The organism is Algoriphagus winogradskyi (assembly GCF_900182815.1).
GTDB classification, from domain to species: Bacteria; Bacteroidota; Bacteroidia; order Cytophagales; family Cyclobacteriaceae; genus Algoriphagus; species Algoriphagus winogradskyi.
In genome coordinates this window covers 71,168-94,068 of record NZ_FXUA01000005.1, presented here as the reverse complement: position 1 = coordinate 94,068, position 22,901 = coordinate 71,168, and the positions used below count along the sequence as shown (strand labels likewise).

Here is a 22,901-nt window from a genome sequence, read left to right as displayed (position 1 = left end):
ATTATGAGCCAGATCATTTCAACTTATCCGATTTTTGAAGGTAGCCAGGTACTGACCAGTACTCAGCTCAACCAGCTCTCCGCCTACCTGGATCAGCAAGGCAGGCTCACCCGATCAAAGCTCATCGGAATTGGTGTAGTCTGCGGAATGCAGGTTCAGCCCTATCCGCAAGGTCTGCAGATTACAAAGGGGTTAGGAATTACATCCGAAGGCTTTTTGATCCAAGGAGGCACTTTCAATGCCACACATTATCGCCCTTATTCTTTACCAGAGGGCGTAGTTTACAAGCCTTTCAAGGACGTGGATCATGAGGTTTCACTTTTCGAATTACTGACAGAAGTCCCTACTGACAACTCCGGCGTAAAAAAACTGACTAATCCCGCCAATTTTCTAAATGACAAATATGTTCTCGTTTTTCTGGAAATCTTTGACAAAGACCTGAAATCCTGCCTCGGGAATGCTTGCGATGATCGTGGTCAGGATCGATTACTTACGCTGAGAAGGCTTGTTGTAAGCGGAGCGGATTTGGATAAAATTTTGACTAAATCTTCCAACGTTCGTGCACCATTTTCAAATGCCCTAGACCTTCCAGAATTTTTTCCCCATACCCCGCTCTTTTACCCGGAAAATCCTGAATCAAATGAATATGAAGCCTTTGTAAAACACTATCAAAACTCTATATCCCAAGCATTAAGCAAGGAATTTTTCGAAGCGATTTCACTTTCATATACCATTTTTGAACCTATCCTAAGTAAGGGTTATAACTTTTCCAACCCGCTGGATAATGCTACTTTACAAAACAAGATCTCTACCATTTCTTCTTTAATAGAAGGTAATCCAGCAGAAATTCAGGGCATTCAATACCTCTGGGATTTCGCCAAGGAACTTCTGAAAGCATACAGAGAATTCCGTGATTCCGCAGTTGAGCTTTGGTACAATTGTGTGACTGATAGCTCACTTTTCCCGCTGCATCTCATGCTCGGTCGGGCAAAAACCAGCTCAGAAACACATGCCCAATTCCTAAAATATCGTCATGGGTTCGTACAGCCGCCCATATTCAATCAGCAGAAATTGCTTGCAGAAACCTGTATTCAGCGACATAGAAGGGTGATTTTAATGCTTGAAAAGCTTGAAACAGATATATTTAAAAAAGCTGACACTGAAAAATTCCCAATCAAGATCACTCCTTCCAAAGAAAAATTGGGGCTGTTGGGAAATCGTGCGCTTCCATATTATTACGACATCAAGTCCAAAGGAGCTATATCAACCTGGTTTTCTCTGGAAAACAGCTGGGTAGATCCAGGGAATATTCAGTTGGTGAATCCAGCACGAATACCTGTTCAATCTTATGATAACCAGCCAGATGATGAGGCTATCGAGGCCAAAAACCCTATTGAAACTCCCCTATTCTTTGACATAGAATCTTATCCTTTTCTGCGGATTGAAGGGCACCTAGGAAAACCATTAGATAGCACACTCAATTATTTGAATCAGCTCATTTTACAATTCAATCTCCCAATACATGTGGAAACCCTTCATTTAGGAGAAGTTGGTAAAGCAGAATTAATAGAAGATTGTGGATGGAAAGACCTTCAGGAAGAGTATGCTTTCCAGCGGTATTTTATGCTTGGGATGATCATGGAATTGAAACAGATTTTTGACTACGTGACGGAATATGCCAAGGACTCTGAAGAGGAGGATTTCACCTCCAACAAGTTCTATATAAAAGCTTCGGAGGTTTTGGATTTACTTGTTGGGATGGTTAATGCTTTGCCAGAATGTCTCAAAGATTTGGTTTGGACAACCTTTCAAAACACCTATAAAAAACTACTTCAATACTTAATTGATTTCGCTTTGTTGGAATCAGGCCTTTTGAATCAGGTAAAAGCAAATCCAGAAAACACCAAAGAATTGGATTTCTATAATGGCATATTGATGAGGCTTTCGCCAGTTCTTTATAGGGTTTTAGATTTGTTTTTCTTCACCAAGCTGCAGCGAATATATACCAGCTATGAAAATCGGATTCAGCAGCTTGTCAAAGCAAATCAATTTTCTACCTACCTCAAAAAACACAATGGGCTTACCCATGAGGCTGGTGTATTGAAAGCAGGCACTTTCTTTTTGCTCCATGATGCAAAGCAAGAGCGCATTATCGGAGATTTCAGCTTGCCTTATTACTGTTGTGAGTGCTCACCATGCTTGGATGCCTGCGGAGAGCAAGGGTTCTCTTTACCTCCATTCGCCAGGCCAGATTATGCAGTAGCCTATACAGAACAACCAATCAAGCTGGAGATCACCTTAAACGACGCCTTAGTTTCGGGCAGAAGCTATGTTGTTTTAGCGTCTGGATCATCCTCCGCTCAGAATGGAAAAGTAGAAAAAGACCCAAATTCAAATAGTTTCAGATACACTTCGGCTCCAGGATTTACCGGGGTCGATAGTTTCCAATATGTCCTACGGGATACCAATACAAATCAATCCGATCAGGGAAAAGTCAGCATTTTAGTCAAAGGCGCACTAGGTTGTTATTCTATTGAAGTGCTTAATTGCTGGGGAATTGAACGAGTAAGACAGACACTGGAGGAAAGAAAAATTGAAGCAGCAAACGAGTCGGATTCTCGTGCTGTTGACTTGCTTCTGAAAAGTCTCACAGATACAAAAGGCTTCTCAATTGACGAAATTAGGTTCAACGTATTGGAAGATGAGCAATCAAGGAGGCAGCTACTGAGTTGCCTAGGCCTCCTAACTGATCAGATGACTTATCAACAACAAGAACAAGCAATCTTGGATCATCAGGGGAAAAATTGTGGAGCAATAGTAACTCCAGAATGTACTTCGCTAGGAGTGAAAGGGACTGTGACAGGAGTGGATGGAAATGTTCTTTCCAAAGTACGGGTGACGGTGGTTGGGGAAGATCTAAACACATTTACTAATGGTGAGGGAATATACGAAGTCCAATTCCAATCGCCTGGCCAAACATTACTATTTGAATTTGAAGGATTTGAAAACCAAGAGGTGGAAATCTGCAGCCAAAGTGAAGCGAACGTAACGTTGGTTCCAAGTCCTAAACCAGCCAGAGAATGTTATTCCATCGCAATTATCTCCACATGGCAAGAAGATTTCATTCGAGCCGTAGCAAAAGACAGACAATTGACTCGTCCATCAGGAAACCTTCCTGAAGTGATCACTAATCTGCTGGAAAGCCTAAGATCAGCTGCTGGCTTCACCTCCACAGAACTTCGCGAAACGACTGCAAGTTCTTCGGAAATTCAAAAAATGATTTTGGAAAGTGTAGGCATAGACTCAGCTAGTATAAGTCCAAAACTGTATGCGACAAGAATTGAGGAATACCAAAATAGTAATTGCGGTGCTCGACGGGTGATTGTGGGTAGAGTGTCCTCCGAGCTATTAACTGCCGATGAAATCAAGGTAATCTTGGACTCAAATAAAGTGTCCTATTTGGAAACTTCTGATAAAACCGTCCTAGATGAAACTTACAGAGCTGCAATCACTGACTCCGCCTTGACTGAAAAGGACCTCTCTCTTCTGAAGAAAGACACATTGATTAATATTCTCAAGGAAAAATCAATATCCACCAGCTCTGCTGACAATAAGAGTGTGTTAATTGGCAAAATCCTGGGTAAATAATGGCTTCACATTTGATCCATCGGCAACTTATAGAAGCAAACTTTCAGAATAAGGAAATTGCTTTATCTGGGCAAAACTTGCTTCAGGAACGCTATAAAAATGTCTTAATTCCATTGATGGAGCAGGTATTTGATGAATATAGCCCCAAGAGTTGGTCGCTCAGGATAGAAAAATTAGAACTTGACTTAGGAAGATTCCCTGCTGATCTGCCCGAAAAAATGATGCGGGATAGGCTGAGAGATGTGCTAGAAGATCAGCTCAGGAAAATCTACTTAGAAAAAGGAATTTTAGCTGATCCTACCTCCACTTCTAATTTCAAGAAAGAAAAACCTGGATTATCTAAAAGTCATTCGGACTGGGAAAAAATCACTTTTTACCTTATTCACGGGAGACTTCCTTGGTGGACTTCATCCAAAGAAAAAAAATCCATTCAATCGCTTTTCAATCAAGTACTGAATGAAAATCATTCCTTACTCAAATCCTGGTTGAAGGAAAATCCTATTTCCTTGGCTACGGCAAAAAGACTGTCTGTTCTTCTTACTGACAATGACCTGGAAAGTCTAATTCAAAGTGGCTCAGGACCTACCAAACTGGAGTTCAAACTCATTTTAAACTTCCTCGAACTATTGCTTACTGAATCAATCCTAAGGAAAGCTGAAATTCGATTTTGGTTAAGTGCCGTTGTCTTGTTTTCTCTCTTTGGAAGAAAGACTGGGCTCACTTCATTTATCCAATCTGGATTTGCATCATTGAAAACGCAGGAAAAAAAGAAAGCTATAGAAACAGCGCAATTTCTGAATTTCATGAGCAGGTTTATTGTCCAATTCAGTAGCAATAAATCTACCTCAGAGGACGGAAAAACAGCCTCTGAATCTCTCAATTTGGTTAGGAATAAGAATATTGATCTTTCAAAAGTCGAAAAATTTCTACCCTCGGTTAGTCCATTTTGGAAAACCGTTGTGGAAAACTTAAGTAGTGAATCATTACCTAAGAAGGAGTTATCCACAGCCAACACTGAGCTTGAAAAGCTAGAATTTCTTGAGAATAATCTGGCGCAATCAAATGCAGCAGACCTAGACGAATTGATAGTTATCAACAACGCCGGTCTGGTCTTGACAGCAGCTTTTCTTCCTCGATTTTTTGAAAATTTAGGCTTGGTGAAATCAGGTAGATTTATTTCTGATCAAGCTCAATTGAGGGCAGTAGTGATTCTGCAGGAAACGCTCGGAACAGATCAAGAATATGACGAGACAGATTTGATTCTTAACAAGCTTCTTTGTGGAATTCCGCCTGCAGCAGCGCTCGGCTTACTTCCAAAAATCACTTTGTCTGAAAAAGAAGAAATCACATCTCTTCTTAATAGCATGGCGGAGCAATGGACAGCTTTAAAAAGCCGCTCCGGAAAAATGGTTTCTGAGGGATTTTTCCAACGGGAAGGATCACTTAGAAGAGTTAGTAAGGGTTATCAACTTCAGATCCAACGAATGCCTTTCGATCTATTGTTGGATCGCCTGCCTTGGACTATCGGGATGATCAAGTTGCCCTGGATGGATGAATTAATAGCTGTAGAATGGTAAAATCGAACCCAAATAATGCGGAGGTAGTTCAGGCAGAGCTAGACTGGCTTCAGACACTTCTGAAAGCCCGCTCGGCAATGAATGCCAATTCTGGTTCGAGTATTCGGGACGTCTTAGAAATTCCCGCTCCAACTTTTGAAAAGGAGTCTGGCTCTTATGCCAGGCTTATTCAGCGACTAAATCTATCTGCAGAGGAAAGATTCTTGTTGATTTTGGCAGCTGTCCCTCATATCAAGCCTCAGATGCTGGATATGTTTATGGGAAAAAATCAGTTGACCCAGCAGATTTTCACGGAATTCGGCGGTAGAAAAGGCAAAAACCACAACGGTTTTATCCCCACAGGCGAGACTGTTCTTTTTATCCTAGCTGGAAGCGACCTCGCAAAGCGATTCAAATACCTCGGCTTGCTCAGTCAAGAAACCACACTTTTCAAAGAAGGTCACTTAAAGCTCAGTGATACGGATCCTGATGATCCCTACCTGAATGGAACCCTGACTATCTCCCGAGATACACTTCAAGAAATAACCAGTGGTACTGTTCGTAAGCCTGATTTCAGTGCAGATTTTCCTGCGCAATTATTGGAAACAGAAATGAGCTGGGATGACCTCGTACTCAATCCACATACTGAAGAGGAGCTTCGGGAGATTGAAATCTGGCTTAAGCACAAGGATAAATTGCTTCAAGAATGGGGCATGCATAAGAAACTAAAGCCCGGCTTCAAGGCGCTTTTCTATGGACCTCCTGGCACAGGAAAAACGCTGACTACAACGCTACTTGGACAAAAACTAGGATTGGATGTCTACCGAATCGATCTCTCGCGAATGGTATCAAAGTATATCGGAGAAACTGAAAAAAATCTTGCGAAGATTTTTGATCGGGCGGAGCGAAAGGGATGGATCTTATTTTTCGATGAGGCTGATGCTCTTTTTGGAAAAAGGACTTCTGTCTCCGACGCACATGACCGGTATGCAAACCAAGAGGTTTCTTATTTACTTCAGCGGATTGAGGATTACGATGGCTTGGTGATTTTGGCTACGAATCTTAAAAACAACTTGGATGAAGCCTTTATGAGAAGATTTCAAGCCTCTGTTTTTTTTCCTATGCCTCAGCCTGATGAACGAAAAAAACTCTGGAAAAAAGGATTTCCGTCCAATGTAGAACTGGAAGATCGCATTGATTTGCAGGAATTGGCAAGAACCTATGAGCTTTCAGGAGGATCTATAATTCAGGTGATTCAGCATAGTCTTTTGATGGCATTAGATCAGCAAAGTGCCCAAGTAAAGCTTGGCGATATCAAAGAAGGAGTTAGAAGAGAATATCATAAAATGGGAAGGACAATATGAGGAAGAAAGTCAGAAAAAAGCAGGATCAAGATAAAGATAAAGAAGATGTGGTGGTCGTAGTAGCCGAGAAGGAAAAGGAGAAAGATCAAAAACCAGAAGTGAAAATGACTCCTGTGGAAGAAGAACAAGAGCCGATGACACCGTTGGCAGCTGCATCTCCGATGAAAGCTGAAGTAAAAAAATAATATGGGAGCTCTAGCTGAACGTAAGCCTATGCCTATGCCATTGAGAAATGGGGAGGGAAGACATACGATTCAGCCAAGCTTAAAAATTGGTCGACCTGGAGACAAATACGAACAAGAAGCAGAGTCTGTAGCAAATCACGTGGTGATGGCTCCATCAAATGCAGCACCCGCATTAGCGATGAGTCCCGCACCAGCTTCTGAGGCAGCTTTTCAAATGAAAGTAGAAGAGGAGGAAGAAACGCTTCAAATGATGCCTTTTGCAGAAAGCACTTCCTTTCTTCAACTGAGTTCCATGGAAGAAGAAGAATCAATCCAACTCAGCCCGGATTTTTCCAAAACAATCCAAAGACAGGAAGAAGAGGAAGAATCTATCCAACTTTCGGCAGATGGCACAGCTACAAATTCTCCAGACATTTCTTCACAAATCACCCAGAGTAAAGGTTCAGGCCAAGCACTTCCCGCACCAGTTCAAGCGGAAATGGGAAGTAAGATTGGAGCGGATTTTAGCGGAGTCAGCATTCACACCGATTCTCAGGCAGTTGGAATGAGCAATGCTCTTGGAGCACAGGCATTCACGCACGGAAATGATGTCTATTTCAACGAAGGAAAATATCAACCGGAATCTTCTCAGGGTAAGCATTTGCTGGCCCATGAATTGACCCATACCGTACAGCAAGGAGCTGCTCCTGTTCAGCGAATGCCACTTCAGCAGATTAGCTCAACAGAACCTCAAGTACAGCGCCTGCCTTGGGCTGTGAGAGAGGGATTGGCTGAGTTTGCCAGCTATATTCCAGGCTATTCCTTACTAACAGTTATTATCGGATATGACCCATTGGCCGGCAGAAGTGTTGAAAGAAATGGTCCAAATCTCCTTCGTGGACTTTTAGGGCTTATTCCGGTTTTCGGGATGCTACTTTACAATAAGCTGGATGAACTAGGAATCATCAACGATGCCTTTACTTGGGTAGAAAGCGAGATGACTTCTCTCAATCTAACTTCCAGCAGACTGAGTGATACATTGGAAGAAGCTTGGGACCGAATGGGGCTTACGGAAGGCTGGGATGGGAATATTAGGATTCTGGATCAGACTTTTGGACAACTCTATCGAGACATAGTCACTTTTGCAGGTAGGGTAAAAGACCAGATATTCACCCTAATCAAAGATGCATTAATGGCAGGTTTGAAAGCACTTGCCGACGCTTTCCCTGGATATCCATTACTGACCAAATTACTCGGACACGACCCACTCACAGGTGAGGAAGTAAACTCTACCACGGCTGAGAAAATCGAAGCATTTTTACTCCTGATCGGAAAAGAAGAAGAGCTAGAGCGTATGCAAGCTGAGGGTACCATTCAGGAAACTGCTGATTGGATCGATGCTGAACTCGCCGCTTTAAACTTCAGCTTTGAGGAAGTTAGAGGACTATTTGAAACAGCCTGGAATGCATTTTCACTTGAAGATATCCGGGATCCAATGGGTGCATTTCAGAGAACGGTGGCCATATTCACACCGTTCACTACCCGTGTTTTCACTTTTGCAGGCAATGTTGCCATCAAGGTCCTTGAGTTTATCAAAACAGCTCTTTTGGCACAGCTTTCTGCCTATGCAAGGGAGCAACAGGGCTTTCATCTGCTTACTGTGATTCTCGAAAAAGATCCGTTTACTGAAGAAGTTGTCCCAAGAACGACGGTTAATCTTATTCGAGGATTTATGAGCCTGATGCCAGGCGGAGAGGCACAATTCCAGCAAATGCAGGAAACGGGAGCGATTGAGCAAACTGCTTCCAGAATAGACGATGCCGTAGCAACCCTTAATTTGTCTTGGGGGTATATCACAGGACTATTCCTTGGTCTTTGGAATAGCTTTTCCATTCAGGATGTCTTTCATCCAATTGATGCATTTCTCCGAATAGTTGAGACGCTAGCTGCGCCTGTTCAACGCCTTTTTGCCTTTGTAGTCACCATAGTGCAGATCTTGGTGGAGGTGATCCTGGTGGTGATGAACTTCCCTATTGATACTATTCAGCAGATAATAGCCAATGCACAAAGTGCTTTTGCTGATATCAAGAGGGATCCCATCGGATTTATTAGAAATCTACTAGCTGCTGTCAAGCAAGGATTTGTACAGTTTTTTGATAATATTCTCACTCACCTACTTGATGGCTTGAGAGATTGGCTATTTGGAGAATTAGCATCTGCTGGGATCAATCCGCCAGCTGATTTGACCTTCGAAAGTATTCTGGGATTTGTGTTGGATGTTCTTGGTCTGACCATGGACAATGTATGGGAAAGACTCGAAATGAAACTCGGACCAGAGCGTGTAGCTCAGATCCGTGGGGCGATCGATACCCTGACGGGCATCTGGACTTTCATCAAGGACGTGTGGGAGCGTGGCCCAATTGCGATCTGGGAATATGTACAGGAGCAATTGAGCAACCTCTGGACTATGGTGCTGGAGCAGGTGCAGAACTGGGTGGTCACTCAGATCATCACTCAGGTCACCACTAGATTGCTTTCGATGCTCGACCCTACGGGAATCATGGCGGTGGTCAATAGTTTTATAGCATTTTATCGAGCCATTCAATCCTTTATTGAGAAGCTTCGGGAAATGCTGGAAATCGTCAATTCCTTCGTGGCTGGCGTAGCGAATATCGCCCGTGGCAACATTGCAGATGCAGCTAATTTCCTTGAGGCTGCATTGGCTAGAGCTATCCCAGTGGCCATCGGCTTCTTAGCAAATCAAGTTGGACTGAGAGGTCTGGGAGCAAGAATAGCTGAAATGATCGGCGGCCTACGAGATCGGGTAAATGCCGCGATTGATTGGTTGATTGATCGGGCGATAAGCGTGGGAGGAGCGATTTTACAGGCGGGGAGGAATGCTGCGGACGCTGTTCTTGGTTGGCTTGGATTTAGAAAAAGATTTACCCTTCCAAATGGTGAGCAGCATGAAGCATATTTTGAAGATTCAAGCCCACAAGCACAAATCATTATAGCCAGCGCTGATCCAAAAACTCTTGGCCAGATTATCTCAAGTAAAAGCTGGAATGGAAAAGCAATACCTGACCCCAAAGTCGCTGAACTACAAACCTCCGCAAGTGAAATAGACAGAAATAGAGAGGGGCAAGGAGTAGAAAAAGGTCAAATAATCATGAGGGAATTTGAAAAGATTGTTTCAATTCTAAATGCAATAGGGGGGCCACCTATTCCTCAGACTAGATTAGAAATACAAGATAAAGTCTCAGGAGCTGGAATGGAAATGGGTAAACATGTGGTAGTAAATCCGCTGAGCTTGGATCCCGGTGGTTTAGCTGGTAGCCAACCAACCTATACCACTGGATTAGGTAGGTTATTGAAGATGAATTATCCAAACTATATTGTGGAAGGGCACCTTCTAAACCATAAGCTTCATGGCCCAGGAAATGTTTCCTGGAACCTTACTCCAATCGCAAAACAAACAAATTCTGAGATGAATTCTAAGTTTGAGCGTTTTGCAAAGCAGCATATAATCGATGAGGGTAAAGTCGTTCGATATGAAGTTGAGGTAAATTACTCTCAAAACTTAAGTAATGGAGTCAAAAGTGACCCTGACACCTATGTAGCCGATAGCTTAAATTTCAGTCTTCAAGAGCTAGAGTACACCAATAATAATTGGGTGCCTGCTGCAACTCAGCCTGCAAACTGGGATATTCCATCTAATATTGCTCACAACAAATCTTCCATCCCTGGTTTTGGAACAGGAAGGCTAAACTTTATGGTCTATCTAAATGATTCTCCTATTGAAGTCCTTCAAAGAGTTCATGGTTTAGGCGAAGTAAGAGCACAAGCTATAATCACTCAGAGAAATAAAAAACGTATAACTACCTATGCAGAATTAGATGCTGCCCCAGGAATTGGACCTGCAACGGTAGCCATTTTACGAGCAGAGCCAAACGTTAGATTAAATGCATAAATGATCTTGAAATTTTTTAATGAATCATTTCCCTGATTCATTTTTTCCTAAAATAATTTACCCCTTATTCCATATTCCTAAATAAATACCCACTTTAATTAGCTGGTATCAGAGGGAAGGGTGAGGAAAAATATCCTGTATGGAGTATAGTAGGAAAGTATATCATTTTTTTTCTTAAAAAAATAGGAGCTTATGTATACAGAAAATGATTTTCAATTGTGGAATTAATAATGTCAGATTCAATTCAAAATAATCAGGATTCAATTATTACTGAGATTCAAAATCGACTTTCAGAAATAGACTCCAATAACCAAATTATTTTGAATATTCAGGAAAAAGTTTTAAGTGAACTTGCTACGTTAAATATTACTTTAGTCAATAGTAATGAATTTCAACTTCTTTGGATAGGGGCTATACTTGGTGCGTTCTTAGGTCTGCTTCTTAGCAAGATTGCATCATGGATAGGAAAGAAATCTAAGTATCGCCGATTCAAAAAACTATATTCCAAATACTCTGGAGTTTATTTGGCATATAAAAAGTATGATCGTGAAAACAAAAGCGCATACCGTTGTTTTATATTGAAACAAGATAAAAACATGCTTTTAATAGAAAACGGAATTTCTGTGATAGGAAATGAAGATTTTAATGGAATGATAACAATGGATGAAAATAACTTCAACCATGGAAAAGGACATTTCCAACACAATCCCAATTCAAATGGAGAAATAGGATTTGGATTTCTTGAAATACAACTAGCTAATGATGTAATCCTTGTGCATGAAACTATCTATAACAAAAATGGAGGTCAAAATTCTGATGCATTTAGATGGATCAAACAATCTGATTCAGATAGTAAAAAAATTACTGAAAAATACAGGGAATTTCAGTTACAAAACTCTAGAACCTTTTCTATTCAACAAAATGATGGCCGTCTTTAAATGAACTCTTGACACCTAGGAGTGTAGAGGAATTATTTTTTGACTAATTGAGTTTGAGACGAGATGAATTATTTTGAAACTAGGGGGAGTTTACATCGACACCTTTCTATTTTCTAAAGTTTTATATTTAGATACTGAATATTCATCCTTTTTACCTGAAGATTCAGGCTCAGAACTCGAATGTTCAACCTTTACTACTGAAACTTCATACTCAGAATCTGAAATTTTATACGTTGATAATGAACGTTCAACCTTTTTACCTGAACGCTCAGGCTCGGAACTCGAATGTTCAACCTTTACTAATGAAACTTCATACTCAGAACCTGAAATTTCATTCTTCGATACTGAATGTTCAACCTTTTTATCTGAAGTTTTATGCCCAGAACATGAGTCCTAGCACTGCCCGCAAAACCACCAATCCCATTTCCTAGGCTCCTTCTTTTCAAAATCATTTATATTAGGAAAATAGTTTGCTTGATCGGGCAATGTTTTGAACAACTCATGAATTTTAACAAAGAGAATATTGCGCGTTTTGGTATTGCCACCAAGGGTTTTGTGTACACGCTAATGGGCGTGCTCACCTTTATGGCAGCTATAGGTTCCGGGGGTACAAAATCGGGTACTAGTGATGCGCTAAAGTTTTTACAAAACAATACCGTTGGCACCATTTTACTCGGAATCACGGCCATTGGATTAGTGGCTTACGTATTTTGGCGTTTTTATCAAGCTATCAAGGATCCGGACAAGGAAGGAACTGATTTGAAAGGAATTGGAAATAGGTTAGGGTTCTTTTCCAGTGGTGTTTTTTATGGCCTTTTAGCCTTTTCAGCTTTTGAGATTCTAATCGGATCAGGTAGTGGATCGGGAGACGGGCAAGAATCTTTAATTACAAGTGCCTTAACTAAGCCGTCCGGTCAGATCATCGTGCTAATTATTGCTACCATCATCCTAGGGAGAGCAATTTTTCAAATGGTCATTGCCTACACCAATTTGTATAAAAAGAGAATGAAAGCTCAAAATTTGGGTCCTAAAACAGAAAAATTAATGATTACCCTTGGAAAAATTGGCCATACCTCAAGGGGAATAGTCATTGGAGTGGTTGCATTTCTGACGTATAGAGCCGCCTTTTCCTACAGTACTGAGGAAGCAGGAGGCACCAAGGATGCGTTTAGCTTTCTTCAAGATGAATTCGGTACAATTGTATTATCGTTAGTAGCCTTAGGCCTGGCCATGTATGGCATATTTTTGTTGATTAATGCCTGGTATCGTGACATGAAGAGGGTTTAAGCTAAGCCTGGAAGGTGAAGTTTAAAAACGTATTTCCATCCTCCCATTTAAGTTTTCAATTCCTATTTTCAGGTTTCAAAAAGTTCTAAACTATAGAACAATTCCCTACAAACTTGAGCGAGTGGGATTCATATCTTCATCTTCATATGCGCGGCATTTATTACTTGAGGCAGAGAGAAAAAGGCTTCTATTACATCAAAAAACCAAGAATCCGACATTCTAGACTCAAGCTACCCAATCCAAAAAAACGTACAGTATAAGGATAAAATAAATTTTGTTTCTTTTCTTAATGGCCAGAAAAGGAAAACCTGTATTAGTTCTATGCTTAAAAATTTACTCGCACTGATCATCTTTTTACTCGGAATTCACGAAGTAAAATCACAAGAAAACGAACTCATCCAAATTGGCAGCAAACATACCCTTTACTCCAAAATTTTGGAGGAAGAACGGGCTTTTTGGATCAGCCTTCCCGAATCATATAGCCAAGAAGAATCGTCTTATAAAACATACCCCTTGCTGATTGTATTAGATGGGAACTCCTTTTTTCATTCCATTAGCAGCACGGTAAATTACATGGGCAGAATTGGAAGGATTCCAGAGATGATTGTCATCGGCATTCAAAATGTGAGTAGAACTCGGGATTTCACCCCTGATAAGATTGTAACTACCCGGGAAAATGATTTTGGAGGCGGGGATAATTTTCTGGATTTTCTGGAGGAAGAGCTTATCCCAAATATTGATCAAGAATACCGAACAGCCCCCTATAGAATTCTATTTGGACATTCATTGGGCGGCTTACTCGCTACCCATGCTTACATGAAGGAAACTACAATTTTCAATTCATTTATTGCCATAGATCCAAGTTTTGGCTCTTGGGATGCTGCTACGATGGATAAAAAATTAGAAGCCGTTACTACCAATTCTTTTAATAGATATCTCTATCTCGCCACAGCAAATTGGGGAAAGAGAAATATCAGAAATCGGGACAGACATGTGCGTCTGTTTGAATCACTGAACAGTAAAGTTGAGGGAGAATTTGCGGCTAGCATGGAATATTTCGAAAATGAAGATCATAGCTCAGTGCCCATCCCTGCTTTTCACCATGGAATATCGAGCATTTTTGAAGGCTATGGCATTTCTTATAGAGATGTGGACAGTTTGGATCAACTCACCGAGCATTTTGAGAAAATTTCCCATAGACTTTCCTGGACATTTAGCCCTCCTGAAAACCTCGTAAACAGAATAGGGTACAGCAGACTTCAAAGCAGAGACGAAATAGAGAAATCCAAGAGCCTAGAATTCTTCATACTAAACACTGAAAATTATCCAGAATCATTTAATGCATTTGATAGCTTAGGAGAAGCTTATGAAGTGGTAGGGAATATAGAAAAAGCGATCGCAAACTATGAAACGTCGCTTCGCTTAAATCCAGCTAACGAACACGCCAGAACTAGGATAGAAAGCTTAAAAAAGAACCAATAAATTCGATTGAAAACACGAAATACCTACTATGATCCGGAATCTTCCATTTAAGTAAAATAAGCTATACTTCACCATTTTTAACAACTAAAAGTTCTCTCTTTTAGAAATGTGAGCGTTAATTTTACCTATGATTAAAAGCAAGATTCAAATTTTGGCAGGACTAGGTATTGGGCTGCTAGTGATGGGATGTAATACTTCATTAGTACTGACAGCCCCTCCTATCAATTACACAAATACTAGCCCAAAAGTAGCTGAACTCTCAGACCAGCAATCCAGACATTGGGGACATCTCGATCTACAAAAAGACACAATTCCGGGAATGAGTGTGGACCGAGCCTACGCCGAACTTCTGAAAAAGAAAAAAGGCGAGGAAGTTATCGTGGCAGTGATTGATTCGGGCATTGACCTAGATCATGAGGACATAAAAGATGTGCTTTGGACCAATACTGGCGAGAAACCTGGTGATGGCATTGACAATGACGGAAATGGCTACATCGATGATATCCATGGGTACAACTTTCTTGGGGAATCCTACAACGAGCAAATGGAAATGGCAAGAATCCTTCGCCTTAAAATCGGTGACGAAGCCTATCAAGAAGCCGCCAGACAAAAACTAAATGAAAAGCTTCCTGAAGCTCAAGCCGCACTTCCTCAACTCAAGCAGATCGAAGCTATGGTGACCATGGCAGATAAAAATATCAAAGAAGCTTTAGGAAAAGAGAATTATACACTTGCTGATTTGGAAGCCTACCAACCCAAAAATACGCAAGAGGAAAGAACTGTAGGCATGCTGATGCAGGTAATGTCCATGGGCGAAGAAATTCCAGCTGCAATCAAGGACCTTCAAGACGGGCTCAAGTATTATGAGGCTCAGGTAAATTACAATCTGAATGTAGATTTCAATGGAAGAACTCCCGTGGGCGATGATCCCTACGACTATTCCGATCAGGACTATGGCGATGGAAACCCAGATTCCAGGTATGCAGATGAAAGTCATGGTTCGCATGTAGCGGGAATCATCGCAGCCACCCGAAACAATAAAAAAGGAGTGGATGGTGTCGCAAGCAATGTGAAAATCATGTCGATCAGAGCTGTTCCAAATGGCGATGAATACGACAAAGATATTGCTCTCGCGATTCGCTATGCGGCTGACAATGGCGCTAAGGTAATCAATGCCAGCTTCGGGAAAGGGTTTTCTCCCAATTCTGAATGGGTGTATGAAGCCTTAACTTATGCAGCTTCCAAGGATGTACTCTTTGTACATGCAGCAGGAAATGACGCGCTTGATTTGGATGATCCTAAAAACACTAACTATCCTAATGACCATCCGGATGGAGATGAGGCTAATTTTGCAAACAATTACCTTACTGTAGGTGCTTTGACACAATATTTTGGAGCGGATATGATCGCTGTCTTCTCTAATTATGGGAAAGAGTATGTCGATATCTTTGCACCAGGAGATGCAATATATTCTTCTATGCCGAATGATTCTTACGAATTTCAAGGGGGTACTTCCATGGCTGCTCCAGCAGTATCGGGCCTTGCAGCGATGATTCGATCCTATTTCCCTACGCTAACAGCAGTGCAAGTGAAGAAAGTGATCTTGGAATCAGGTATTTCACCTTCGGTCAAAGTTCATGTTGGCGGAACAGAAGGGGTAGAAAAGTCCTTTTCAGAAATCTCTAAATCCGGCAAAATCGCCAACCTATACAATGCCTTGATCCTGGCTAGCCAAGTTGCAAACGGAACGGTAAGCTTGTAAAAGCTTACCCTAAACTAAAAAAAAGCCCAAACCTGAATTTTCAAGTTTGGGCTTTAACATCTAACACCGGACATCCGGCACCTTACATTTTTTAACTACACGCTATCTTACTCACTCGATTCTGATGTCTTCCACCTTCGAAGTCTGTTGTAAGGAACGTCTCAGCTAGCTTTTCAGCCAATTCATAAGAAATAAATCGGGCAGGAAGGGCAATCACATTCGCATTGTTATGCTGACGGGAAAGTGCAGCCAATTCCTCATTCCAGCAAAGTGCAGCACGAATACCTTGGTGTTTGTTGGCTGTAATCGCAACACCGTTTCCAGACCCACAGATCACTATTCCCAAGTCAAACTCACCTGCTTCAATCGCAGAACTCAAGGGATGCACGTAATCCGGATAATCTACTGAAGCATCTGAGAAAGGACCAAAATCCTTTACTTCATAACCAAGTGATTCCAGTTTACTGACCATTTTCGCTTTGTATTCAAAGCCTGCGTGATCTCCTCCTATTGCTATTTTCTTTGCCATAATTAATTTTAGATATAAGACGTGAGACAGAAGACTTTAGAAAGGCCTTCCATCTTATCTTTAAATTCTATATTCTAATCTATAACTCTTTTATCCTAAGGATTCGATCCCGATATCTTGACTCTAGATTCTAAAATCTTGCATCTTAATACTTAAGTCTAGCTACTTAATACTTATGTCTAGCGTCTAGATTTAAAGAGCATCATCTATTTCTTCCTCCGCTTTTTTCTTAGCTCTTTTCTTTTCCAGTCTTTTCGCGATCTGGATACCAGCTTCATATAGAACTAGTATCGGCATGGCAATCAGAATCTGGCTAATCACATCCGGCGGAGTGATAATTGCTGATAATACAAGAATAACGACGATCGCATGCCTTCTATAAGATCTCAGCATCCCTGAAGTCACCAAGCCAGACATGGCCAAGAAATATACCACCACTGGGAGTTGGAACATGATGGCCGAAGCCAATACCAGCATAGTCAATGTGGAGATATAGGAAGTGATATCAAATTCATTCAGAATGGAAGGATCCAACTGATAGTTTGAAAGGAAATTGATCGAAAGCGGCGAAAGGATAAAGTAACCGAATCCTGCACCCATGAAGAACAATAAACTCACAAAGAAGACAGCTCCTCTGGCGGCATTTTTCTCCTGATCATACAATCCCGGACTGATAAATCTCCATACTTCCCAGAATACAAACGGAAAAGAAGCAATGAATCCCACCACAAAACTCGAAGTCATGTGCATGGTAAACTGACCTGTCATCTGCCTACTCTGGATCGTAAACGGCAATTCGTCTATGCAAAGTGCCGGCAAGCCCACATAATCGCTTAGCTCACACAGCCATCTGTAGGTGACAAAGTCTACCTTGGAAGGACCAAGGATTACAACTCCGAAAACAAAGCTTTTGGCCAGAAAGGCCGCAACAGACAAAATTAGAATCGCTGCTACAGAACGAAGCAGATGCCAGCGCAATGCTTCTAAATGGTCCAAAAAGGACATTCCTTCTTCTTCCTCTTCTTCTTGGTATTGATCTAACGCCACGGGTGGTATCTAATGTCTAGTATAATGGAAACTGATTCATCCAAGCATTTACTTCGCTTCGGATGTTTGCCAATTCGGCTTCATTCTCATGATTTTGCAACGCTCTGTCGATCAAGTTGACAATTTTGACCATGTCATCTTCCTTCAACCCTCGGGTTGTAATCGCTGCAGTTCCTACTCTCATTCCGGAAGTAACAAACGGAGATTTGGTATCAAATGGTACCATGTTTTTATTGATGGTAATATCCACTTTCCCAAGTGTCTGTTCAGCGATTTTACCAGTAAGGTCCTTATTTCTAAGATCAATAAGCATCATGTGATTGTCCGTTCCTCCAGAGATAATTTGATATCCAAGACTTACGAACTGATCAGCCATTACGGATGCATTCTTTTTCACCTGAAGTACATAATGCATGTACTCGTCAGATAGACATTCTTCGAAAGCAATGGCCTTTGCAGCAATAATATGCTCCAACGGGCCTCCTTGAGTTCCTGGGAACACGCCCATATCAAGCAAAGAAGACATCTTTTTGATTTCTCCTTTTGGAGTGGTCAATCCCCATGGATTGTCGAAATCCTCACGCATCATGATCATACCACCTCTTGGACCTCTAAGAGTCTTGTGGGTAGTTGTGGTCACGATATGGCAATGATCCAACGGATCATTTAAAAGTCCTTTTGCGATCAAGCCCGATGGATGGGAGATATCGGCCAGAAGAATTGCTCCAACTTCGTCCGCAGTTTCTCTCAATCGTGCATAATCCCAATCTCTAGAATAAGCAGAAGCACCACAGATGATCACCTTTGGAGATACTTCCAATGCTTTCTCATGAAGCTTGTCGTAGTCGATTCTACCTGTCTCCTCTTCTACTCCATAGAAGTGCGGCTCATATAATTTACCAGAAAAATTCACCGGAGAACCATGAGTCAGGTGACCGCCGTGCGATAGGTCAAAGCCTAATATTGGATCCCCTGCATTCAAACATGCTAATAAAACTGCGGCATTTGCCTGCGCACCTGAGTGTGGTTGTACATTGACCCAAGTAGCTCCGAAAAGCTCCTTTGCGCGGTCTATCGCCAATTGCTCGATTTTATCGACAACTTCGCAACCACCATAGTAGCGCTTGCCCGGCAGACCTTCAGCATATTTGTTTGTCAGCACACTTCCCGCAGCTTCCATCACTTGTTTGCTGGTGAAGTTTTCGGAAGCAATCAGTTCGATGCCTCTCTTTTGTCTGTCCTCTTCTTCGTTGATTAGGTCGAAAACAAGCGAATCTCTTTTCATAATCAGGGGTTTGAAAGCAAATTTTAATGGAAAGGTAGCCAAAAAGGCCTACCTGCAAATGTGCCCAAAAATAGTCCGAAAGTCCCGATTATCCAATCCAAAAATAGGATTGGGATTTCCAATTCTAAGGAATTGCTATTTTTGGCTGATGATTGATTTCAAATTTCAGCCTAAAAGCTACTTTACTGAAGAAAATACCTCTGTTTTATTGGTTAAATTGAACTACCCTGAGAGCCAATGGGGAGAACAAATTAGCATTTATGCACATTTTCTGGAGCTAAAGATCCAGTTTGAGGCAGTTGATTTCTATGGAAATGATTACATGCTTTATCCATCATCAAGTTTTGAACCTTTGTCCATGGAAGACATGGTCTATCTAGTCGAAGGCATGCAGGTGAATACTGACGCGATGGAGGGAAATATGGAATTGATCTTAGACGGAATTCCCGAAGTAGAAAGTGACTTCTACCCTGAATTGAGAAAGTATTTTGATGAAAAAAGAAAAAATTACGGATTGGATTAAAAATCCAACAAGGCTTGCTTTTGCTCTGAGACTTGTTGTGTGCGAAACCAATATTCGTAGGTTTCGAAATCCAGACATTCAGTAAATTCGCTTCCTTGAAACATGATTTTCTTCAGGCAGCTAACTGGAAGCCATGATTTCAATTTTAACGCTTGCTCTTTAGATAGCTGTGAAAGTTGAATCCATTTTCCTCCATTGATAAAAATCGGTATAAGTTTAGTCATAGACTCTCAGTTATTTGCATCAAAAGTATGCTGATAATCAGCAAAGTACAATTTTAGCAAATTAATTTTATGTTAACAAAAAATACCATCCATCGAAAAACAGCATGACAGGAGCTATTATTGCATTTTTATGTCTTCTTCTAGGTCTTTTCCTTCAGAAACAACCTAGCCTTCCTCAAGAAAAAATCACGAAATGGGTCAATGCTTATCTTCTCAAAATTGTCCTCCCCGCTCTTGCACTTTTATATATTCCCCAAATAAATCCCGGCTGGAACTTACTCATTCCTATCTCCTCAGCCTGGTTCACATTCTTGCTTTCTTGGCTGATATTTGGGACACTGGGAAAACTCTTAAAATGGGATAACCAATTAACGGGTTGTCTAGTGATAGTGGCTGGCTTAGCCAACACCTCCTTCTTAGGGTTTCCTGTAGTGGAGGGACTGTATGGGAAAGAGGCCTTACCAATTGCACTCCTTATAGATCAGGGCGGATCCTTTTTGCTGGTTTCTTCCTTGTCGATTTTAGTAGGCTCGATTTATTCCCACAAAGAAGGTAATCTAAGCGAAATCCCGCTGAAAATTATCAAATTCCCACCATTCGGTTTCCTTTTACTCACCATAGTGATGAGCATACTAGGCTGGAAGACTCCAGAACTCCTTATACCCATCGTTTCCTTCATAGGCAAAACAATGGCTCCAATGGCTATTTTTGCTATCGGACTCAAGTTCTCCCTAGACTTTGATTCTCTGAGTTCCAAATATTATTGGTTTGGAATGGGCTATAGGCTTTTGCTGGCTCCTTTAATTGTTTGGCTGGTATACCGAAATATTCTTTCAGAAAACAGTCTTGAACTGAAAGTCACGGTATTGGAAAGTGGCATGGCTCCCATGATCACAGGCTCTATCGTGGCGATACAATATGATCTCAGGCCAAAATTGGCCACACTTCTAGCTGGATTGGGAATCCCAATCTCTCTGGTTACAATTATGGTTTGGTATTATTTCCTTAGCTGATTAGCTCCAAGCAGTCTTCAAATTGGCTAAAATCTCCTCATGGATTTTTTCATTCGTAGACAAAATCTCTCTTCCAAACACAAAATTCCTTCCTCCGGAGAAATCAGTTACTTTTCCACCTGCTTCTTCCACGATCAAAGTCCCCGCAGCGACATCATAGGAATTCAGATTATACTCAAAAAATCCTTCCACACGCCCAGCAGCAACATAACAAAGATCTACCGCCGCACTTCCAAATCTACGAGCACCATGTGAAGACTTCATGATTGATTTCAATGCCGCAAGGTATTTATCGATCAAATCGAAATTACTGTAGGGAAATCCAGTAGCTATCAGCGATTCGGAAAGCGTCTTGGCTCCGCTTACTTTAATCCGGGTATCATTGCAGAATGCTCCCCCACCCTTCATAGCATAGAAGCACTCGTGAAGATTAACTTCATAGACTACTCCTAAAACCACCTCGTTCCGCTCCATCAATGCAATACTTACAGAATAAATAGGTACGCCATGAATGAAATTAGTGGTGCCGTCAAGCGGATCTATCACCCAGTTGAATTCTTCTGCTTGCGTGGTATTGGTTCCTTCTTCAGTTATAAAACCTGCCTCAGGAAAAATTTGAGAAAGCTTATTCACAATGATTTTTTCTGCTTCCTTATCTACATAGGAAACAAGGTCATTGACGCCTTTGTGCTCCACGCGTTCTGGATTGAAATGGCGTCTTTCCTTACGGATAAAAGCGCCGGCTTCTTTGGCTACTTCCTGGGTTTTCTCAAGAAGCAGAGTTAGTTTTTCTGTTGAAATCATAAAAGTTGATTTTCTAAATCAGGATTTGGGATTCTTACCTGCCACTGTAAGGACGATTTCGCCTTTTAAGGTGTTGGTCTCATAATATTCAATTAACTCGGCTAAGGTGCCTCTAACATTCTCCTCGTGCAGCTTAGTGAGCTCACGGGATACGCAAGCCTGCCTCTCGGCTCCAAAAGCCTCAGCAAGCTGCCCTAGCGTTTTAAGGAGGCGATGGGGGGACTCATAAAAGATGATGGTTCTTACTTCTTCGATTAGTCCATCAATTCTGGTTTTTCGTCCTTTTTTGTGAGGCAAAAATCCTTCGAATACAAAACGGTCATTTGGCAATCCACTATTTACCAAAGCCGGTACGAATGCTGTAGCACCAGGAAGGCACTGCACATCCAACCCTGCAGCGAGTACTTCTCTGACTAAAAGAAATCCTGGATCCGAAATAGCAGGAGTTCCGGCATCGCTGATCAACGCGAAGACCTCACCGCGATTCATGCGCTCTACGAGCTTCTCGACAGTCTTGTGTTCGTTGAAAATATGGTAGCTCTGAAGTGGACGTGAGATCTCCAGATGCTTTAGCAATTGGCCGCTGGTACGTGTATCCTCTGCCAGGATCACATCGGCCGTTTTCAATACCTCAATTGCCCGAAGGGTGATATCTTTCAGGTTACCAATTGGCGTAGGTACTAAATATAGGTTTGGGGAATTTTCACTCATGCATTTAGCCCATCTATGGCTTTTGCCAGATCATGATCCTTTTTTGTCACTTTATTTCCTGAGTCGTGCGTAGTCAGTTCGATTTCGACGGTATTGTAAACATTGCTCCAATTAGGATGATGCTGCGAAGCCTCCGCCAAAAATGCTACGCGGGTCATAAAGCCAAAAGCTTCCTGGAAATCTTTGAATTTGAATGTTTTTTTAAGCTTGTTATCTTCTTCTTTCCACATAATCGAATGAGTTTAGAGTGAGATTAATCCTTCTATTTCGGCAGCTTCTTCATAGATCTTAATTATCTGATCGGGGTCTTTCATCATTGCCTGGATAGTGGCGCTTACGTATTTCCCTCCAGAACTTGCTTTTGTTGACACTTCATGTTTTGGAAAAAGGGCTGCTACTTCATTTTCCTTTCCATTAGGAACTATAAATTTAAACATATAAAGCTGAGGAAATTCTCCACTAGCTTCCAATTTCTCTTTAAAGTTTTCTTTATCGAATTTCTTTTTGTCCATAATAGTACGCGCTAGGCAAATTACGTGTCGAATATAAACAAAGAACCCATGCTGAATGGCATGGGTTCCGTATCTAGTTTCT

Annotated in this window: 19 protein-coding genes; 11 read left to right on the top strand and 8 right to left on the bottom strand. The window is 41.4% G+C overall.

The annotated features are described in order from the left end of the window. Positions 1–3: 3 nt before the first annotated feature. The 9 genes from QOL76_RS13740 to QOL76_RS13700 all read left to right on the top strand — a co-directional run bounded on the left by QOL76_RS13740 (position 4) and on the right by QOL76_RS13700 (position 16,171). Positions 4–3,648, top strand: a complete 3,645-nt coding sequence (locus tag QOL76_RS13740; protein ID WP_283413546.1) for an Ig-like domain-containing protein — start codon at positions 4–6, stop codon at positions 3,646–3,648. Next, positions 3,648–5,225 (top strand): contractile injection system tape measure protein, encoded by a 1,578-nt coding sequence (locus QOL76_RS13735; protein ID WP_283413545.1) that lies wholly within the window; start codon positions 3,648–3,650, stop codon positions 5,223–5,225. The genes QOL76_RS13740 and QOL76_RS13735 overlap by 1 nt, the downstream gene beginning before the upstream one ends. After that, positions 5,219–6,568, top strand: a complete 1,350-nt coding sequence (locus QOL76_RS13730) for an ATP-binding protein (RefSeq protein WP_283413544.1) — start codon at positions 5,219–5,221, stop codon at positions 6,566–6,568. The genes QOL76_RS13735 and QOL76_RS13730 overlap by 7 nt, the downstream gene beginning before the upstream one ends. Then, positions 6,565–6,753, top strand: coding sequence for a hypothetical protein (locus QOL76_RS13725; RefSeq protein WP_283413543.1), 189 nt, complete (start codon positions 6,565–6,567; stop codon positions 6,751–6,753). Before QOL76_RS13730 ends, QOL76_RS13725 begins: the two co-directional genes overlap by 4 nt. A 1-nt stretch (position 6,754) precedes the next feature. Then, entirely contained in the window at positions 6,755–10,702 is a 3,948-nt protein-coding gene (locus QOL76_RS13720; RefSeq protein ID WP_283413542.1) for an eCIS core domain-containing protein, read from the top strand. A gap of 230 nt (positions 10,703–10,932) precedes the next feature. Beyond that, the gene (locus tag QOL76_RS13715; protein WP_283413541.1) at positions 10,933–11,640 is read left to right on the top strand and encodes a hypothetical protein; all 708 of its coding nucleotides are present in this window, start codon (positions 10,933–10,935) and stop codon (positions 11,638–11,640) included. 501 nt (positions 11,641–12,141) lie between these two features. Next, entirely contained in the window at positions 12,142–12,927 is a 786-nt protein-coding gene (locus QOL76_RS13710; RefSeq protein WP_283413540.1) for a DUF1206 domain-containing protein, read from the top strand. A 321-nt stretch (positions 12,928–13,248) separates the two neighbouring features. Continuing rightward, positions 13,249–14,409, top strand: a complete 1,161-nt coding sequence (locus QOL76_RS13705) for an alpha/beta hydrolase-fold protein (RefSeq protein WP_283413539.1) — start codon at positions 13,249–13,251, stop codon at positions 14,407–14,409. A 127-nt stretch (positions 14,410–14,536) separates the two neighbouring features. Beyond that, complete coding sequence (locus QOL76_RS13700) at positions 14,537–16,171, top strand: S8 family peptidase (protein WP_283413538.1); 1,635 nt, start codon at positions 14,537–14,539, stop codon at positions 16,169–16,171. Between the two features lie 91 nt (positions 16,172–16,262). On the opposite strand, the gene rpiB is transcribed toward QOL76_RS13700, so the two are convergent. The 3 genes from rpiB to QOL76_RS13685 form a co-directional block, all read right to left on the bottom strand. Further along, positions 16,263–16,700 (bottom strand): ribose 5-phosphate isomerase B, encoded by a 438-nt coding sequence (rpiB, locus tag QOL76_RS13695; RefSeq protein WP_283413537.1) that lies wholly within the window; start codon positions 16,698–16,700, stop codon positions 16,263–16,265. Positions 16,701–16,892: 192 nt separating this feature from the next. After that, positions 16,893–17,747: a twin-arginine translocase subunit TatC gene (tatC, locus tag QOL76_RS13690; protein ID WP_283413536.1), complete on the bottom strand. Its 855-nt coding sequence runs from the start codon at positions 17,745–17,747 to the stop codon at positions 16,893–16,895. Positions 17,748–17,763: 16 nt separating this feature from the next. Next, positions 17,764–19,032, bottom strand: a complete 1,269-nt coding sequence (locus QOL76_RS13685) for a serine hydroxymethyltransferase (RefSeq protein ID WP_283413535.1) — start codon at positions 19,030–19,032, stop codon at positions 17,764–17,766. 148 nt (positions 19,033–19,180) lie between these two features. On the opposite strand from QOL76_RS13685, the gene QOL76_RS13680 reads away from it, so the two are divergent. After that, positions 19,181–19,555, top strand: a complete 375-nt coding sequence (locus tag QOL76_RS13680) for a UDP-glucuronosyltransferase (protein WP_283413534.1) — start codon at positions 19,181–19,183, stop codon at positions 19,553–19,555. On the opposite strand, the gene QOL76_RS13675 is transcribed toward QOL76_RS13680, so the two are convergent. Then, positions 19,552–19,779, bottom strand: coding sequence for a hypothetical protein (locus QOL76_RS13675; protein ID WP_283413533.1), 228 nt, complete (start codon positions 19,777–19,779; stop codon positions 19,552–19,554). The genes QOL76_RS13680 and QOL76_RS13675 overlap by 4 nt on opposite strands. Positions 19,780–19,883: 104 nt before the next feature. On the opposite strand from QOL76_RS13675, the gene QOL76_RS13670 reads away from it, so the two are divergent. Next, positions 19,884–20,792, top strand: coding sequence for an AEC family transporter (locus QOL76_RS13670; RefSeq protein ID WP_283413532.1), 909 nt, complete (start codon positions 19,884–19,886; stop codon positions 20,790–20,792). Here the strand turns inward: QOL76_RS13670 and QOL76_RS13665 are convergent, their stop codons facing one another. From QOL76_RS13665 to QOL76_RS13650, 4 genes are read right to left on the bottom strand one after another with little or no spacing between them, the layout of a single operon-like run. Next, positions 20,793–21,596 carry an inositol monophosphatase family protein gene (locus QOL76_RS13665; protein WP_283413531.1) on the bottom strand — a complete coding sequence of 268 codons (804 nt, stop codon included), beginning with the start codon at positions 21,594–21,596 and terminating at the stop codon, positions 20,793–20,795. Positions 21,597–21,614: 18 nt separating this feature from the next. Continuing rightward, positions 21,615–22,307, bottom strand: a complete 693-nt coding sequence (rsmI, locus tag QOL76_RS13660; RefSeq protein ID WP_283413530.1) for a 16S rRNA (cytidine(1402)-2'-O)-methyltransferase — start codon at positions 22,305–22,307, stop codon at positions 21,615–21,617. Continuing rightward, the gene (locus QOL76_RS13655; protein WP_283413529.1) at positions 22,304–22,537 is read right to left on the bottom strand and encodes a 4a-hydroxytetrahydrobiopterin dehydratase; all 234 of its coding nucleotides are present in this window, start codon (positions 22,535–22,537) and stop codon (positions 22,304–22,306) included. The genes rsmI and QOL76_RS13655 overlap by 4 nt, the downstream gene beginning before the upstream one ends. 12 nt (positions 22,538–22,549) lie before the next feature. Beyond that, positions 22,550–22,819, bottom strand: a complete 270-nt coding sequence (locus QOL76_RS13650) for a DUF493 family protein (protein ID WP_283413528.1) — start codon at positions 22,817–22,819, stop codon at positions 22,550–22,552. Positions 22,820–22,901 lie beyond the last annotated feature (82 nt).